The sequence below is a fragment of the Candidatus Saccharibacteria bacterium oral taxon 488 genome (assembly GCA_005697215.1).
Lineage (GTDB): Bacteria > Patescibacteriota > Saccharimonadia > Saccharimonadales > Saccharimonadaceae > Nanosynbacter.
In genome coordinates this window covers 689,409-704,500 of record CP040003.1, presented here as the reverse complement: position 1 = coordinate 704,500, position 15,092 = coordinate 689,409, and the positions used below count along the sequence as shown (strand labels likewise).

Here is a 15,092-nt window from a genome sequence, read left to right as displayed (position 1 = left end):
TGAGCTTATCGCCCTCGCTCCATCGCCACCCGCTGGGCATGTTCTGCGGTGCGGTCGATGGGCAGTGCGCTGAGTTTATCTGTATAGCCTTTTCGCGTGAGTGCCGCGGTGATCAAAAAATCAGCGAGTCGTGGATTCTTTGGCAAGATCGGCCCGTGCAGGTACGTCGCCACGATATTGTGCAGCCTCGCGCCCTCGATTTGGCCAGTCTCGTCATTACCAGCGCCCCGCACCACGCGCCCCAGCGGCAACCCTCCTTCATCAAGCAGCGTCTGGCCGCTATGGTTTTCATAGCCAACGATCTGCCCAAACTCCTCGCTCTCGAGCGTGATATTGCCGATCAGTCGTTCTGCCTTGGCGTATGTCTCTAGCGGTAAAATCCCCGCACCGCGAATCACGCGCCCATCGTGTGTGGTGAACGCTCGGCCAAACAATTGATACATGCCACAGACCATCAACATCGGCACGCCACTCTCGGCTAGTTGCCGCAGCTCGTCCGCCCGCGCTAGCAAATCGTCCTGGATAATTTCTTGCCCAGCGTCCTGACCACCACCGCCGATGAATATATCTCCCGCCGCAAAGTCAGTCGTATCGCCCGGATTATGATCAATAATGCGCACCGTAAAGCCGCGCCATTCCAGCCGCTTTTTCAGCGCCAGCGTATTGCCCCAGTCGCCATAGAGATTCATATCGCGCGGATACAATTGAATAATCGTGATCGTCATCGGATGGCCTCCACATCGGTTTTGATTGATAATAATTTGCGCAGTCGCATCATCGCCGTGTAGGTACAGTAAATGTGCTTTGGCTGGCGTGGATGATGGGCTAGCAATTTTTCCAGCGCCGCCGCCAAATCCGGCTCGATAATTTCTGGCGTAATGTCGTCATACTCCAGCCGCAGCGCCATATCATGAGCGCGCACACCGCTGACCACCGCCACCTGCTCGAGGCGTGAAACATCCACGTCCCACAGCCAACTAACGTCGCGTCCGTCAGCATAATTATCGTTGATAGCAATCATCGTATCCGCTGTTCCGTCGGCAAATGACAGCAGGCTGAGTCGAAAGCCGCTCGGGTTTTTCACGAGAATTAGCTCAATCGGCGTGCCGTCAATCACGATGGTCTCGCCTCGACCGAATGCTGGCGCTACGTCTGACAGGGCGCCTAGTAACGTCGTTAGCTCGGCTTTCTCTCCCATAATTTGCCGGACCAAACTCAGCGCCGCTGCTGCGTTCAATAGATTATACACACCATTCAGCCGCATTCGCACCGCGTGCTTGGCATTGTCAATCTGAAAGGTCGCCGTTTGCTTATCGATGTCAGCGAGCAGCACGTCGGCTGGGGCTAGGTGATTTGCCTGAGCCTGGCCAGTCTTGAGTGCATCGTCAGTTGGCATCAGCTTGAGCAGCTGGTCGGTTGTGCCAAAAAACGTTACGTCTGCCGCCGTTTTTTGGTGCAGGCGATAGATGCGTGGGTCGTCGCGATTGAGCACCACGGTATCAGTGGTTGCCTGGGCGATTTTTGCCAAGAAACCAGCCGCCGTGTCGATCTCGCCAAACCGATCCAGCTGATCGCGCATGACGTTGAGTAGCAGGCTGTAGCGCGGCGGTACTAGCTGTACAAACTTGACCGCCCAGGCCTCGTCAAGCTCCAGCACCGCGATGTCGGCATCCAGCCGCCCGCGCATATCTACCTCGCCGAGCAGCGCTGCCGCCACGCCGCGCGAGAAATTACTGCCCGTGCGATTGGTAAAAACCTTAAGGCCGGCCGCCTCGAGCAGTTCAACGACGATTTTAGTAGTAGTGGTCTTGCCGTTGGTGCCGCTAATAACCACCACGCCGCGCGGTACTTGCGCCAGGGTGCGAGCGATAAAGCCCGGGTCGATCTTTTCGATGACCAGCCCCGGGAGCGCCGAGCCGCCACCGCGTAGGCGAGCAGCTTGTTTGACGGTTTTGCCGATGAGTGTGCTGAGAATCTGTCGTGACATATTTCGTATTATACCGCGCCCAAGCAGTGTGCTACAATAGAACTATGTTTTTGGTGGGTATTTTCCAGTGGTGGTATGGCGCAGGTTGGCGGCGGCATATGCAGCGAGTTGGTCTCGGTGTGTTGCGGACAGCTGATTTTTTCTCAATCGGTTTGTTGGTGCGGACGCTGTTCGATCCATTTCGCCAAATTTCCGCAGGGCAAGTTCGTGCTCAGGCGCCGCTCGCTGTCAAGATGCAGGCCTTTTTCGACCGGCTGTTCTCGCGGGCAGTTGGTGCGGTGGTGCGGCTTTTGGTGCTGTTTGCGGGGCTGGTAGTTATCAGCCTGCGGGCAGTATGGGCGGTCGGCAGCATCGTGGTGTGGGCGCTGTTACCCGTAACGCCGGTGATAGGAATTGTCTTGTGGCAGATGAGGGTTTTGGCATGAACGAGGTGCGACCGGAGTTTCGCTATCACAGCTTACGGGCGCAAAAGGCACGGTTTACGGCGCGGTTTGGTACGGTCTGGCATGTGTTGGTAGTGCTCGTCGCCGTTGCATTGGGCCTGGGTGGCGTTTGGCTATTGATCAAGCACGGGCCGATTGGTTGGTTGATGATTGGTCTAGTGGGGCCATTGGCGATGCTCAGTGTGTGGTGGCAGGGCGATCTCAAGACGATGGCGGTGAGCGCACGGGCGGAGACGATTGATGATGTGATGGCGGCGGACGTGCTGGGCCGCCTGAGCCAGCGGCCGTCGCCAAAAGAAATCGCCCTGGCGGTTGGTCGGTCGCGGGCCGGGCAATTCCTCGGAGTGCGGTTGGGTCTCACGCCGAACTTTTTAGCGAATATCGCTTCGGATGATCCAAATAATACGCCGGCCCTATGGCAATCAGCGCTGCAGATTTGGCGTGACACTAATAGCCCGAAAGTAACAGGTGCGGTGTTGGCGGCGGCGATCGTTGAGCAATTTCCGAATCATGACGCTCTGCTAGCAAATCTAAAAATTGATTTTCGCGATGTATTGGGCGGTATCATGTGGTATGAGCGCCTCAAGTCGTTGATCGAGCAGTTCAAGCAAAAGCCGCTCCACACTGGCGGTATCGCCCGCGACTGGTCATTTGGTTATACGCCGCTTTTAAGCCGGTTCGCTCAGAACCTTAGCCTCCAAGTATCGGGCGGTACAATGATCGCGCAGCTGGACGCTCATCAGGCGGCGCTGGATCAATTGATGACAATTTTTGGCTCGAATGGTCGGCAAAATGCAGCGCTGGTCGGGCTTGATGGGGCTGGCAAAAGTACGGTCGTGGCGGCGTTCGCCGAGATGCTCATTGACGGACATAAAACCGTGCCGTCGTCGCTTCTCTATCGGCAGATTTTCCTGCTGGATGCCTCGTCGCTGATCTCGGCGGCGGCTGGTCGGGGCGAGCTGGAAGCGCTGGTGACGCAGATTCTCAACGAAGCATTTTTATCAAAGAACGTCATTTTGTGTCTCGATAATGCTCAGCTGTTTTTCGAGGAGGGCGTTGGTTCAGTTGATCTGAGTAATTTGCTACTGCCGATTTTAGAGGCGGGTAGGCTGCGAATTATCCTCACCATGGATAGTCAGCGCTACTTGCAGATTTCTCAGCGTAATGCCCAGCTGGCGACGGCGCTCAATACTATCGTTATCGAGCCATCATCACCGGAGGAGACGGTGCGAATTATGCGCGATCAGCTGATCAGCCTCGAACATCGCCATAAAGTGACCTACATGTATCAAGCCCTCGCTGAAGCCTACCGCGTTGGCGAGCGCTACGTCCAAGACGTGGCGATGCCGGGTCGGGCGCTCAAGGTGCTGGAGGCGGCAGCTCACTATGCGTCGTCCGGTCTGGTGACAGCTCAGTCGGTCGATGATGCGGTCGAAAAAACCATGGGCATCAAGATCGCGACCGCCTCGACTGACGATGAACGAGAGAAGCTCTTGAATCTCGAAGACCTGATTCATCAACGGATGATCAATCAAACGCGTGCCGTCAGCGTCATCTCTGATGCCATCCGGCGAGCACGGGCTGGTGTACGCAACCCTGATCGGCCGATTGGTACGTTTCTGTTCCTTGGCCCGACTGGTGTCGGTAAAACGGAATTATCCAAGGCGTTGGCGGATATCTATTTTGGCGGCGAGGGCAATCTCATCCGGCTGGATCTCAACGAATTTGTCCGGGCCGAGGATGTGGCGCGGCTGATCGCTGATGGGGCGAATGATCCGATGAGCCTGACCGCCCAGGTGCAAAAGCGGCCGTTTTCGGTGGTGTTGCTCGACGAAATTGAGAAGGCGCATCCGCAGGTGCTCACGACGCTTTTGCAGTTACTAGACGAGGGAATTTTACGTGACGAGAAGAACCGCGATATTAGTTTTCGTGATTGCTTAGTCATTGCGACGTCGAATGCTGGTGCTGAGAGAATTCGCGAATACATCGAGCGCGGCTACCAGCTGGAGCAGTTCGAACAAACATTTATCAACGAGCTGATTAATGCCAATCTGTTTCGTCCGGAATTCTTGAACCGCTTTGATGAAATTGTGCTATTTCGTCCCCTGGGTAAAGAAGAGCTGCTGCAGGTCGTTGATCTCATTTTGGCTGGTATCAATCGAACGCTGGCGCCACAAAAAATCCAAGTTGCTGTCGAAGAGGCGGGCAAAAAATTATTGGTTGATGCTGGCTATGACCCGCGCCTCGGCGCTCGTCCGATGCGCCGCGTGGTGCAGCGAGCCGTCGAGAATACCGTCGCCAAGCAGCTGCTCGCTGGCTCTGTCGCGCCGGGATCAACGACGATTATCACGGCGGAGCAGATACGAGCGGTGGTCGGCGAGGCGGCTAATGGTAGCAGTATGGTGTCCCCGGGCCCGGGCGTGCCACCGATATCACTCGGATAGTAGAGTTGCCAATGCGGTAGCAATATTGTATGCTAGGCACATGGCTAAGAGCGGTATGGAGTCTTTCGGGCGCGGAAGTGAGGTTAGAGAACGATCGCCCAGCTCAATCGAGGGGCTTGTAGAGAGTGGTTTTATTGATGAAAGTGGGCAACTAACCAAGCGGACACGTCGTGCCATACCGCGAGGGGGTGTGGAGATACTAACACCTATTAAGGTGCTAGAGGATGGAGAATTGGTTGACCCGAAGCTTTCAAGAGAGGTGCAGGACTCCTGTTTTGTTATCGCGGACGGGGTAATTGTAGGGGGGTGTTTTCTTGATCTCCCCGGGTCTGAGATGGTTGAATATAACGGCCGCATCTCCAGCCAGGGCTTTGTTACCATATGCCAAGATCCTATGCTCGTGAATATCGTCGAGCAACTTGAAGATATAGCTCGGGAAGATCGACATACTAGGCTAACACTACGGGATATGGGTGCTCTCGGATTTGGCGGCTTTGTCGCTGGTGGAGGTATGTCATGGCTAGGTTCTGGCGAGCCATTTCTGACGACAGCTGGGACTGTTGTGGGTGGTGCGGCTGGGTCGATTGGCTTTCGACTGACTGAAAGAAAATGGCTTGAGGGGCAGGTAGAACAACTTAGTCGGGTAATACATGAACGCCCCGACAACATTACCATTAACCTCGACCTTATTGACAAGGCGCGAGCGAGCAAGCCGTCACCGGTGGTATCTAGTCTGCAGTGGTTTTGGGAGACGAGCAGAGTCGACCCTAACTTTAGATTTGATGCACAGATAATAACTATCAATAATATTATTCGGTTTATATTTAGAGATCCGCGATATAACTCGGACGCCCTTATGTTTGCCAAGAAGTGCCAAGAGTGCCAACAAGAGTATGACGCAATACAGCGTGAGCGAGCCGCACTGGAAGTTCGTACTAGCATGGGCATAAAAACTAACGATGGTCAATTGGACGCGCGTGAGAGTCATACTGATGAATATTTGGCGGACTGTTTCTTGCAGCTGTTCGATGGTGTGAAAGAGACACACGACCGACTAGAGCGGGAAGAACAGCAACGACAATCGCGGCGCGAGTTTGATGCCACAATAGAGCGCCTCACGACCGTTACCGAAGAAGAAATTAAGTGTCAATCAGCGAAAGTATTTCATGATGAGTTGATGCGGTCTCTGAGCGGAGAAACGCTGATAGGTTTTAGTGGAGGCGAACAAGGCGTCTATACACCAGCAATAATATGGGCAATGGACTTCATCCATAAATTACCGCAGATGATCACCCCCAGTCTGTCGATACACGAGGCGTATGATTATTTTCAAGGTGAAATCAAAGACATGACGGATGGCAAGTTGACATTGCCAACAACTGAGGAATTCCAACAAAAATACCCCGTCATCGACCAGGGTATCGTCTAGTATAGTGGTACCCCGCACAGGAATCGAACCTGCAACCTTTGGTACCGGAAACCAACGCTCTATCCAGTTGAGCTAACGGGGCACACTAACGCGCTGATAGGAAAAGGTCCGGTGGGAAAGCGCGAAATTCATGGTACACCCGGCAAGATTCGAACTTGCGACCCCTTGGTTCGAAGCCAAGTACTCTAATCCACTGAGCTACGGGTGCACACGAGGATATTATACCACGCACCGCGCCGAAATAGAAATGATATAATGTATCACATGGAGATACGAACAGAGATTCCGTTGCAACAATATACGACGATGCGGCTCGGCGGCAAGGCGCGCTTTATGGCATCGGCGACGTCGGTGAATGAAGTCAGAGAGTTATATAAGAGTGCCAAGATGCAAGGTATCCCGATCTTTGTCCTCGGCGGCGGCAGCAATGTTATCGCTCGCGACGAAGGGTTTGAGGGGGCGGTGCTACTCAATCGAATCAAGGGGTTTGCAGTGCTGACTGATGATGGCCAGACGGCAACGATCAAGGTTGGTGCGGGTGAAATATGGGATGAGGTGGTTAAGCGTACAGTTACCATGGGACTGAGCGGCATTGAGGCGATGTCGGCCATCCCTGGTACAGCCGGCGCTGCGCCGGTGCAAAATGTCGGTGCGTATGGCCAGGAAGTTGCTGATGTGCTCACTGAGCTAGAGGCGTACGACTCACTGACTGACCGGGTGGTAACCTTGAGCGCGGCAGAGTGCGGGTTTTCGTATCGGCATAGTATTTTTCGCGGTGAGGCGAGCGGTCGCTACTGCATTCTCTCAATTACCATCAAGCTCCATCACGCAGCGCCGAAACCGCCGTTCTATGCCGGCTTGCAGCGGTATTTGACCAACATGAATATCACGACCTTTACGCCGCAGGTGATCCGCGACGCGGTGATGGCGATTCGGTTTGATAAGTTACCTGATCCGACCGAGCGACCTAATGCTGGCTCATTCTTCAAGAACGCGCTGATCGAATCATGGCAACTGAATGAACTTCGTGAACGGTATCCAGATGCCCCATCCTATGATATGCCGGACGGCCGACACAAGGTGCCAACGGGCTGGTTGATCGAGCAGGCTGGGCTCAAGGGGGCATTGCTTCACGGCATGCGGGTGCACGACAAGAACGCGCTGGTATTGATCAATGAGTCGGCGACCAGCTACCACGATCTGGCGGCGGCACGTGACGCTATCATTCAGTCAGTCTACGATAAGTTCCACATCCAGATCCAGCAAGAACCGTTGGAAATTTGAGCGCCAAAACGCTTGCGCTTATGCATATTTCCGAGTATGATGGGGGTATGAAGGGACGGGGGTTTACGCTAGTCGAGCTGATCATTGCTATTGCCGTCATGGCGATTTTGCTGGTGCTCGCGACATTAAGTTTTCGTAATTATCAGGCAGCGGCACGCGATAAGGAGCGTGAAGCCGATGTGCTAGCCTTGCAGAACTACCTCGAGAGCGTCTATCCGCGGGAAATTCGTGACAGTGCCGGTAACGTCATCAAGCCTGCTGGCGGCTATCCGGCGTATGTTTCTGGCGCCAGCGGTGCTGGCAAGATGACTGCGGCGCAGTTTGCAGCGGCGTTTGACGAACTGGGTGGTGCCGCCAAGACCGGCCCACTGGATCGAGAACGCCTTATTTCGGCGATTAACGGTACATTCGGTGTCAATCCGATCGCTAACGTGGGTCAGCTGTTTGCCAAGAAGGATGATTACGAAAACACCAAGATTACTAATTATCCGAACGGTGCGTACGTCTACATTGCTGGGGTTTACGGTGGCGTGTGTGACGAGATAGGTACGGCCTGTCGGCGCTATACGATTTTTTATCATTTAGAAACAAAGGAGCCGGGTAAATGGCAAGTACTCAACAGCAAACGTCTCTAAAGCATGCGGGCGGTTTCACCGTTGTCGAACTGATGATCACCTTGATTATCGCTGGGATCTTTTTGATGAGCGGCTACCAGCTGTACGGGGCGGTGTTGGCGCGCAATACTGAGGCTCGCCGTACGTCGGAGGCCGCTAGTATCGGATACAGCATTCTGCGTGAACGCGGCCTATACAAAACGGTGTCCGAGGTTTGCGGTAGTGGTGCGGTCAAGACTGAACAGGTGACGCCACCAACCACACCAATACTACCGAGTCCGGTTCGTGCCCGAGTCGAGTATTGTAAAGTGCCAAACAGCGTCGCAGTGATTCGCGTCGCAGTGATTATTACTTATGGAACGCCAGCGCAGGAGGTGGTGCATGCGACGTACATTTCGGGCTAATTCTAACCGGCGGCAGCACAGCCAGGGCTTTACGCTGATCGAGATCTTGGCGATTGCGCCAGTCATTATCTTGGTGCTGGCAGGTATCATCGGCTTGATCATCAACCTTACTGGCTCATCGATGATCACTAGTGCCAGGTCACAACTACAGAGTGATGTGCTAACGGCACTTGATCGGATTGAGGCGGACGTGCGGCTTAGCACTACGCTTGAGGGAACAACCTCGTCATATGTACGCATGCATAGTCTCGCCACCAGTGATAACCCCTACAGCCCGACGCGGCGTCTGATCCAAAAAAGTGATTGCGGTGTGGCGTGGGGAGCGGTTGCCATCGCTGATGCAAAGACCTATACCACTGAGTATTTCCAGAGCGGCTCGGAACTCAAGCGCAAGACGATGTACGATGGCTCATGCCCGAGTGCCAGTGATCGTATCTGGCAGCTGAACGGGGCAGTCGAAACAATCATCGACACCAGTACAGTGCTTAATTTCAATGTCTGCAAGATTAATGACGGTACGCTCAAGGTCAGCCTCGGGGTGACTAAAACCGTTGCTGGTGAAAACATTCAGTACTCCAGCCAGCGCCTCATCAAGTCAATCAATGTTCCTGTAAACGGCACTGCCGGCGCCTCGTGTCCATAGCGGGTTCGGGTGGGTCGTGTGGATAACGCCTGTTCCGAGCAGGAAGTGCTTTGAGGTACTACCTCTGTTTTTATGGCCAACGTGAGTCGAATCAGGGAATTATTCATAAAATACTTGCGCTTTTATAATCGCTTTGCTACAATCAAGTTACAATAATAACTAACTAAAAATAGGGGGCAAATCAGAAATGATTTCTTCAAACAAAACTAAAGGTTTCACATTGGTTGAGCTCTTGATCGTTATCGTGGTCATCGCTATCTTGGCTGCTATTTCGATTGTGGCGTACAATGGTGTGACAAATAAGGCTCGGGATGATGAGCGTGCAACCGATGCGCGTAACATTATTAACGCAGCAGCTGCATATAATTCTGAAAAGGATAAGTGGCCAACGGATACCGAAATCAAGGGATTTGATACGATTAAGCTATCAAAGAATGCGAAGGATAATATAGGCAACACTGCCCCAGGTCCAAACGATAAGGGCAAGTACAAATACGAACTTTGTCAGGACTCAAACAATAACAACACCGGTGCTAAAGTTACCTACTGGAAAGATATTATCGAAGGAAGTGCTCAGCACGAGCAGGTGATTACTACTGGTAGCAACTGCTAGTAAGCTTACTGTAGTATTATTACACTAAAGCCCCGGAATTACCGGGGCTTTTTATACGAGCAGCATAACAGTTTGTTTGTCTCTTTGTTTTAACAACCGCTACCGCTACTGACTATCTTCTCGTGAGCTTCGTGTCCATCAATAGCTTCTTTCCAGTAGGTAACTTTTGCTCCGGTAACGTTTGGAGCAGTTCCGCACAACTCGTATAGATACTTGCTTTTATCGGTTGGACTTGGTGCGGTAGTTCCGAGGCGACTTTTTACCTGGTCAGGTAACCTAATCGTATTAAATGACCCCAGCTCTGCTATTGTCGGCCAGTGGCCTTTTTCTGAGTTGTACACGGCGGCAGCATTGATGATGTCGCGTGCGCTGGCTAACCTCTCGCTATCCCGAGCTTTGTTGGATACACCATTGTACGCTGCTATCGAAATAGCAGCCAAGATAGCGATGACCACGATAACGATCAAGAGCTCAACCAATGTGAAACCTTTAGTTTTGTTTGAAGAAATCATTTCTGATTTGCCCCCCAAGTTATTTAGTATTAGTTATATGGTAGCGGAAAACGCGCCGCAAGGCTAGTAGTTTGTTGCTTAATTTTTGCGTATTCTGCCGGGTCCTCTGTAGTTATCGCTGTAATAATCCACTCAGCAATTTGCTTAATTTCCGCTTCCATCATGCCGCGCGTAGTGAGCGCTGGCGTGCCTAGACGCAAGCCGCTGGGACGGAATGGCGGCAGAGTATCGTTCGGGATGGCGTTGGCGTTGGCGGTGATACCGCTGGCTTCCAGTCGCTCCTGAGCAGTTTTACCATCAATACCAAAGCTGCCGTAAATATCCGCCAGCACCAAGTGGTTGCTGGTGCCGCCTGTCACTAACTTCAAACCGCCGCGCTTCAGCTCATCCGCCAGAACGGCTGCATTCTTTACGATTTGCTGGGCGTATTCCGTGAACTCTGGGCGGAGCGCCTCGCCAAAGGCTACTGCCTTGGCAGCGATGGTGTGCATGTGCGGGCCGCCCTGGGTGCCAGGGAAGACCGCCCGGTCGATCAGTGTCGGCAAGTTTTCCAAGGTTTTTTCCGGCCGCTTCAAAGGGTTGCTGGCTATGCCCCTCGACAAAATCAAGCCACCGCGCGGACCGCGCAAGGTTTTGTGCGTGGTAGTGGTGATAACGTGAAAGCCATAATCAAACGGATTTTTAGCCACGCCGCCAACGATTAATCCAGCGATGTGGCTCATATCCGCCATCAACATAGCGCCGACTTCGTTGCCAATCTCGGCAAACCTGGCGTAATCCAGCTCTCTCGGATAAGCTGAAAATCCCGCCAAGATAATCTTTGGCCGATGTTTCAGCGCCAAACGGCGAATTTCTTCATAGTCAATTTCACCAGTCTCGACATCCTTGATACCGTAGCGGACGAAGGTATACTCACGGGCTGAGCGGGTGACTGGCGCGCCATGCGTCAGGTGGCCGCCATGCGCCAAATCCATCGCTAGGATAGTATCGCCAGGCTCGCACCATGCATAATACACCGCCTCGTTGGCCTGGGCGCCAGAGTGCGGCTGGACATTGGCGTGATCAGCACCGAATAGTTGTTTGGCGCGGTCAATCGCCAGCTGCTCAATCTGGTCGGTGTTTTCTTGTCCGCCGTAATAGCGTCGTCCGGGGTAACCTTCAGAATATTTGTTGGTAAAGACGCTGCCCAGCGCCTTGAGTACACTAGTTGAAACGTAATTTTCGCTTGGGATCATTTCGATCCCCAACTGCTGCCGTTTTATTTCTGCCGCAATCAAATCGGCGACCTGTGTATCTTGCATGACACTCCCTCCTTTTCCTCTATTATAGCACTTTACAACATATATCATGTGTGATATATTGTACGCTATGAGCATGAATGACTATCTCCAAAAAATCGGCGTTATTATCACCGAAAATCGTAATCGTAAAGGCCTCACCCAGACACAGCTAGCTGAGGCCATTGGTACATCACAAAGTGCCATTAACCGTATCGAGAACGGCGGTCAGAATATTAGCGTCGAGATGCTAATGAGGATTAGCGATGTACTCAATTGTGATATCGTTACGCTCAATCACTCAGGCAAGATGAACTTTCGGGTGCATGGCGGTAAAAAACTTTCTGGTGATATATCGGTCAAAACGAGCAAGAATGCAGCCGTGGGGCTGCTCTGCGCCAGCCTGCTCAACAAGGGAAAAACGACGCTGCGCCATGTGGCGCGTATCGAAGAGGTTAACCGGATCATTGAGGTGCTCAACTCGATTGGCGTTAAAACCCGTTGGCTGCGAAAGAACGACCTGGAGATTATACCACCGGCGCGGCTGAGGCTGGAGGATATGGACATCGCTGCCGCTAAACGCACGCGTACCGTGATCATGTTCCTTGGCCCGCTACTTCATCAATATCATGATTTTCAGTTGCCATTTGCCGGTGGCTGTAACCTCGGCAAGCGCACGGTGGAGCCGCACCTGTCGGGCCTGAAGCATTTTGGGATGCAGGTAGCGGCCGAGGGTGGGTACTATCATGCGCGCGTCGAGCCGACAACGGGCGATCGGATAATTTTATTGACTGAGCGCGGCGACACGGTGACGGAAAACGTTATCATGGCGGCGGCGCTGTCACCAGACACCACCATCATCCGCAACGCCAGCCCGAACTACATGGTGCAGGATGTGTGTTTCTTCTTGCAGAAATTGGGCGTGACCATCGAAGGAATTGGTACAACGACACTGAAAATCACGGGCCGGTCGCACGTCAATACAGCAGTTGATTATTACCCGTCTGAAGACCCGATTGAGGCGATGAGCTTTATCGCGGCGGCCGTGGTGACTGATTCAGAAATCACGGTGCGCCGGGCGCCAATTGAGTTTCTGGAAATTGAGCTGGCAACATTGGCTGAGATGGGTTTGCAATATGAGTTAAGTGAGGAATATGCAGCCAACAACGGTCGTACTCGCTTGGTGGATATCACGCTGAAACACTCCAAGTTGGTTGCGCCAAAGGACAAGATTCACGCGCTGCCGTTTCCGGGGATTAATATGGACAACCTGCCGTTCTTGGGGCTGATTGCGACCGTCGCTAAAGGCCGGACATTGGTGCACGACTGGAGTTACGAGAACCGAGCGATTTATTTCACCGAGCTGAGTAAATTGAACGCACAGATCGAACTGGTTGACCCGCATCGGGTGTATATCACTGGCCCGACCAGGTGGAAGCCCGCTGATGTTGTGGCGCCGCCAGCGCTGCGGCCGTCGGTTGTGGTACTGCTCGCCATGTTAGCGGCGCCGGGCGTGTCAATCTTGCGTGATGTGTATTCAATTAATCGCGGCTACGAGGAACTAGCGCAGCGGCTCAATTCACTGGGTGCAGAGATTGAAGTTATCACCGAGTAGCTACGCAGTGTTCTGCTATCGGTTCTATTTGGTTGTATGGCGGGCGGGAAACAGAAACTTGAGGTAATCTTTGAGCATCCGTGCACCCGATATGATCGGTAGATAGGCTATGAGCTGGCGATGAATGTGCTGCGTCAGTAGCTCATCACTAGCGACGATTTGCGCTGCTCGCCGCATATTAGCGTAGAGCGAGATGGTCTCGTCCTCTGAGCTCACACCGCTTACCTCGAGACAAGCGATTGGCTTGATATCGGCAACGCCGCCGTCGCTGGTGGAGATGAGTAGCTTGAGATTGGCGATATCTTTTTCCCATGATGTACCGCAGGCCTCGAGGCCAATGATCGGCACGTTGATAGCAACATCTGAGCCAATCGCCAGCGCTCGCCCCAGGGTCTCGTCGTAATCTTGAATGTAGTGGACGCGCTCACGCAGGACAGGGTCGCTATCGACGAGCTTGAGGATGGTCAGGAGCTGCTGATACATACCATGATCGCCCTGATGGACCTTGCCGGCGAGAATGTAGTGAGCATTGTTATCAAGTAGAATCTGCTTGAGTACTTCTGGGCGCTCAAATGCCAGGTGTGGCCGCTTGTAATTGGCGAATCGCCGCTTGAAGTCAAACACCAGAGCATTCTCGGGCAGGTGAACTGGGTTGTTGTATTGATCCTTGCGCCTTGCGAGAATTCGATTTAATTTCAGCCGACCAGTACGCTTGAGCGATCGAATAGTAGCGGCTGATAGCCCAGTGATTGCCTCTTGATACTGCTCTGTTGGCAAGCCAAACTTATCAAGGATAGTATGCTCACGATAGGCCTGTAAGATTTCTGGCAGTACCCATGTCTCGAGGTCGATGCCGTTGGTGATGGCGTGGAATTTGACTTTGTCGTTGTTGCGGTCGCGGAAATTTGCCACACGGGCGTGCAGTTTACTGACGCCATTTTTGGCTTCGGTCAGCTCAATTGCCAACAAGTTTGGTCGCAGGACGTCGCCCCGAAATTGCTCCATCAGCCAGCAGCGCACAGCATTGCTTTTGAGGTTTGGCAGTACTAATTTTTCAAATTGCGAGCGGTGGAACTCCGGTTCAGCTGCCTGGAGTAGAGTGTGGTTGGTGTAGAGCGTGTGTTTGCGGACGTAAACAATTGCTTCATATAAATTCATGCCGTTGGCGCATAGCTCGTCCAGCCGGGCCAATGCCGCAAAAATTGTTGCGGTTTCATTGAGCTGGATGACGGCTGGCTTGATGCCGAGTAATTTCAAGGCTTTATAGCCGCCAAACCCAAGCGCCACTTCTTGGTACAGCCGGTGATCACCCGAGCCTTCGCCTTCGTACAATTGCCCAAAGTTTGGCTCTGAGATGGTAACAAATTGCGTTGAGCCGAGTGTCTTGCGAAAGACGCTGAGGCTAGCATCGGGAAAGCCGGCGGAGCTAACCGAAACCTCATCAATATAATGAAAGCCATACTCCTGGGGCGAGACCTTCTCAACGTATTCAGTTTGTGCGAGGTCGGTAATTTTTTGGTGTGATTCGCTGCGGTAAAATGGCGTCACCACCACAAATGGTACTTCCAGCTTTTCGGCTACCCGCCGCGTGTCTGCCGCCAATACGCCCAAGCCGCCACCGCCTTTGATGCCGTTGGCCTTGTCATAAATTTCCATTGTCCAGTAAACGTACGGCCGTGACTCAGACAATTGATGCGTCAGGCTACTACGCTCAATTACGTCATAGAATTCGGAGGCGTCTTCAATGTCCTGTGGCTGGTATGGTGAAGTGTTTGTGTATGAATATGAATCCATGATGCCCTTTTTTGCGGATTGAAATTATCTTAC

14 protein-coding genes and 2 tRNA genes are annotated in these 15,092 nt (G+C 52.9%); 9 read left to right on the top strand and 7 right to left on the bottom strand.

The features are described from left to right. Positions 1-5: 5 nt before the first annotated feature. Both FBF24_03725 and FBF24_03720 read right to left on the bottom strand, forming a co-directional pair. The gene (locus FBF24_03725; GenBank protein ID QCT40973.1) at positions 6-725 is read right to left on the bottom strand and encodes a glutamine amidotransferase; all 720 of its coding nucleotides are present in this window, start codon (positions 723-725) and stop codon (positions 6-8) included. Continuing rightward, a complete protein-coding gene (locus FBF24_03720) occupies positions 722-1,987 on the bottom strand; it encodes a DUF1727 domain-containing protein (GenBank protein ID QCT40972.1) in 1,266 nt (421 codons plus the stop codon). Before FBF24_03720 ends, FBF24_03725 begins: the two co-directional genes overlap by 4 nt. 44 nt (positions 1,988-2,031) lie before the next feature. Between FBF24_03720 and FBF24_03715 the strand changes: the two genes are divergently transcribed. The 3 genes from FBF24_03715 to FBF24_03705 are packed head-to-tail and all read left to right on the top strand — an operon-like array spanning position 2,032 to position 6,303. Then, on the top strand, positions 2,032-2,412 hold the full coding sequence (locus FBF24_03715; protein QCT40971.1) for a hypothetical protein: 381 nt from the start codon (positions 2,032-2,034) through the stop codon (positions 2,410-2,412). Beyond that, on the top strand, positions 2,322-4,874 hold the full coding sequence (locus tag FBF24_03710; GenBank protein QCT40970.1) for an ATP-dependent Clp protease ATP-binding subunit: 2,553 nt from the start codon (positions 2,322-2,324) through the stop codon (positions 4,872-4,874). Before FBF24_03715 ends, FBF24_03710 begins: the two co-directional genes overlap by 91 nt. A 40-nt stretch (positions 4,875-4,914) precedes the next feature. Further along, positions 4,915-6,303, top strand: a complete 1,389-nt coding sequence (locus tag FBF24_03705) for a hypothetical protein (protein ID QCT40969.1) — start codon at positions 4,915-4,917, stop codon at positions 6,301-6,303. Positions 6,304-6,308: 5 nt separating this feature from the next. Here the strand turns inward: FBF24_03705 and FBF24_03700 are convergent. After that, a tRNA-Arg gene (locus FBF24_03700) sits at positions 6,309-6,385 on the bottom strand. A 49-nt stretch (positions 6,386-6,434) separates the two neighbouring features. Beyond that, a tRNA-Arg gene (locus FBF24_03695) sits at positions 6,435-6,511 on the bottom strand. A 47-nt stretch (positions 6,512-6,558) separates the two neighbouring features. Between FBF24_03695 and murB the strand changes: the two genes are divergently transcribed. The 5 genes from murB to FBF24_03670 all read left to right on the top strand — a co-directional run bounded on the left by murB (position 6,559) and on the right by FBF24_03670 (position 9,861). Beyond that, positions 6,559-7,587, top strand: coding sequence for a UDP-N-acetylmuramate dehydrogenase (gene murB, locus FBF24_03690; protein QCT40968.1), 1,029 nt, complete (start codon positions 6,559-6,561; stop codon positions 7,585-7,587). 20 nt (positions 7,588-7,607) lie between these two features. Next, positions 7,608-8,222 (top strand): prepilin-type N-terminal cleavage/methylation domain-containing protein, encoded by a 615-nt coding sequence (locus tag FBF24_03685; protein QCT40967.1) that lies wholly within the window; start codon positions 7,608-7,610, stop codon positions 8,220-8,222. Beyond that, positions 8,192-8,605 carry a prepilin-type N-terminal cleavage/methylation domain-containing protein gene (locus tag FBF24_03680; protein ID QCT40966.1) on the top strand — a complete coding sequence of 138 codons (414 nt, stop codon included), beginning with the start codon at positions 8,192-8,194 and terminating at the stop codon, positions 8,603-8,605. Before FBF24_03685 ends, FBF24_03680 begins: the two co-directional genes overlap by 31 nt. Continuing rightward, positions 8,583-9,248 carry a hypothetical protein gene (locus FBF24_03675; GenBank protein QCT40965.1) on the top strand — a complete coding sequence of 222 codons (666 nt, stop codon included), beginning with the start codon at positions 8,583-8,585 and terminating at the stop codon, positions 9,246-9,248. The genes FBF24_03680 and FBF24_03675 overlap by 23 nt, the downstream gene beginning before the upstream one ends. Positions 9,249-9,435: 187 nt before the next feature. Beyond that, positions 9,436-9,861 (top strand): prepilin-type N-terminal cleavage/methylation domain-containing protein, encoded by a 426-nt coding sequence (locus FBF24_03670; protein ID QCT40964.1) that lies wholly within the window; start codon positions 9,436-9,438, stop codon positions 9,859-9,861. Positions 9,862-9,950: 89 nt separating this feature from the next. Here the strand turns inward: FBF24_03670 and FBF24_03665 are convergent, their stop codons facing one another. Further along, the gene (locus FBF24_03665) at positions 9,951-10,373 is read right to left on the bottom strand and encodes a type II secretion system protein (protein ID QCT40963.1); all 423 of its coding nucleotides are present in this window, start codon (positions 10,371-10,373) and stop codon (positions 9,951-9,953) included. Positions 10,374-10,402: 29 nt separating this feature from the next. Beyond that, a complete protein-coding gene (locus FBF24_03660) occupies positions 10,403-11,674 on the bottom strand; it encodes a serine hydroxymethyltransferase (GenBank protein QCT40962.1) in 1,272 nt (423 codons plus the stop codon). A gap of 67 nt (positions 11,675-11,741) precedes the next feature. Here FBF24_03660 and FBF24_03655 point away from each other — a divergent pair, with 67 nt between their 5' ends. After that, positions 11,742-13,265, top strand: coding sequence for a UDP-N-acetylglucosamine 1-carboxyvinyltransferase (locus FBF24_03655; protein QCT40961.1), 1,524 nt, complete (start codon positions 11,742-11,744; stop codon positions 13,263-13,265). Between the two features lie 24 nt (positions 13,266-13,289). Here FBF24_03655 and glgP read toward each other — a convergent pair whose 3' ends face one another. Then, the gene (glgP, locus tag FBF24_03650; GenBank protein QCT40960.1) at positions 13,290-15,059 is read right to left on the bottom strand and encodes an alpha-glucan family phosphorylase; all 1,770 of its coding nucleotides are present in this window, start codon (positions 15,057-15,059) and stop codon (positions 13,290-13,292) included. Between the last annotated feature and the right edge of the window lie 33 nt (positions 15,060-15,092).

Bases quoted from the DNA above. Each gene is read 5' to 3' on its own strand.
- FBF24_03725 (QCT40973.1), bottom strand. From the start codon at position 725: ATGACGATCACGATTATTCAATTGTATCCGCGCGATATGAATCTCTAT.
- FBF24_03720 (QCT40972.1), bottom strand. From the start codon at position 1,987: ATGTCACGACAGATTCTCAGCACACTCATCGGCAAAACCGTCAAACAA.
- FBF24_03715 (QCT40971.1), top strand. From the start codon at position 2,032: ATGTTTTTGGTGGGTATTTTCCAGTGGTGGTATGGCGCAGGTTGGCGG.
- FBF24_03710 (QCT40970.1), top strand. From the start codon at position 2,322: ATGGGCGGTCGGCAGCATCGTGGTGTGGGCGCTGTTACCCGTAACGCC.
- FBF24_03705 (QCT40969.1), top strand. From the start codon at position 4,915: ATGGCTAAGAGCGGTATGGAGTCTTTCGGGCGCGGAAGTGAGGTTAGA.
- murB (QCT40968.1), top strand. From the start codon at position 6,559: ATGTATCACATGGAGATACGAACAGAGATTCCGTTGCAACAATATACG.
- FBF24_03685 (QCT40967.1), top strand. From the start codon at position 7,608: ATGCATATTTCCGAGTATGATGGGGGTATGAAGGGACGGGGGTTTACG.
- FBF24_03680 (QCT40966.1), top strand. From the start codon at position 8,192: ATGGCAAGTACTCAACAGCAAACGTCTCTAAAGCATGCGGGCGGTTTC.
- FBF24_03675 (QCT40965.1), top strand. From the start codon at position 8,583: ATGCGACGTACATTTCGGGCTAATTCTAACCGGCGGCAGCACAGCCAG.
- FBF24_03670 (QCT40964.1), top strand. From the start codon at position 9,436: ATGATTTCTTCAAACAAAACTAAAGGTTTCACATTGGTTGAGCTCTTG.
- FBF24_03665 (QCT40963.1), bottom strand. From the start codon at position 10,373: ATGATTTCTTCAAACAAAACTAAAGGTTTCACATTGGTTGAGCTCTTG.
- FBF24_03660 (QCT40962.1), bottom strand. From the start codon at position 11,674: ATGCAAGATACACAGGTCGCCGATTTGATTGCGGCAGAAATAAAACGG.
- FBF24_03655 (QCT40961.1), top strand. From the start codon at position 11,742: ATGAGCATGAATGACTATCTCCAAAAAATCGGCGTTATTATCACCGAA.
- glgP (QCT40960.1), bottom strand. From the start codon at position 15,059: ATGGATTCATATTCATACACAAACACTTCACCATACCAGCCACAGGAC.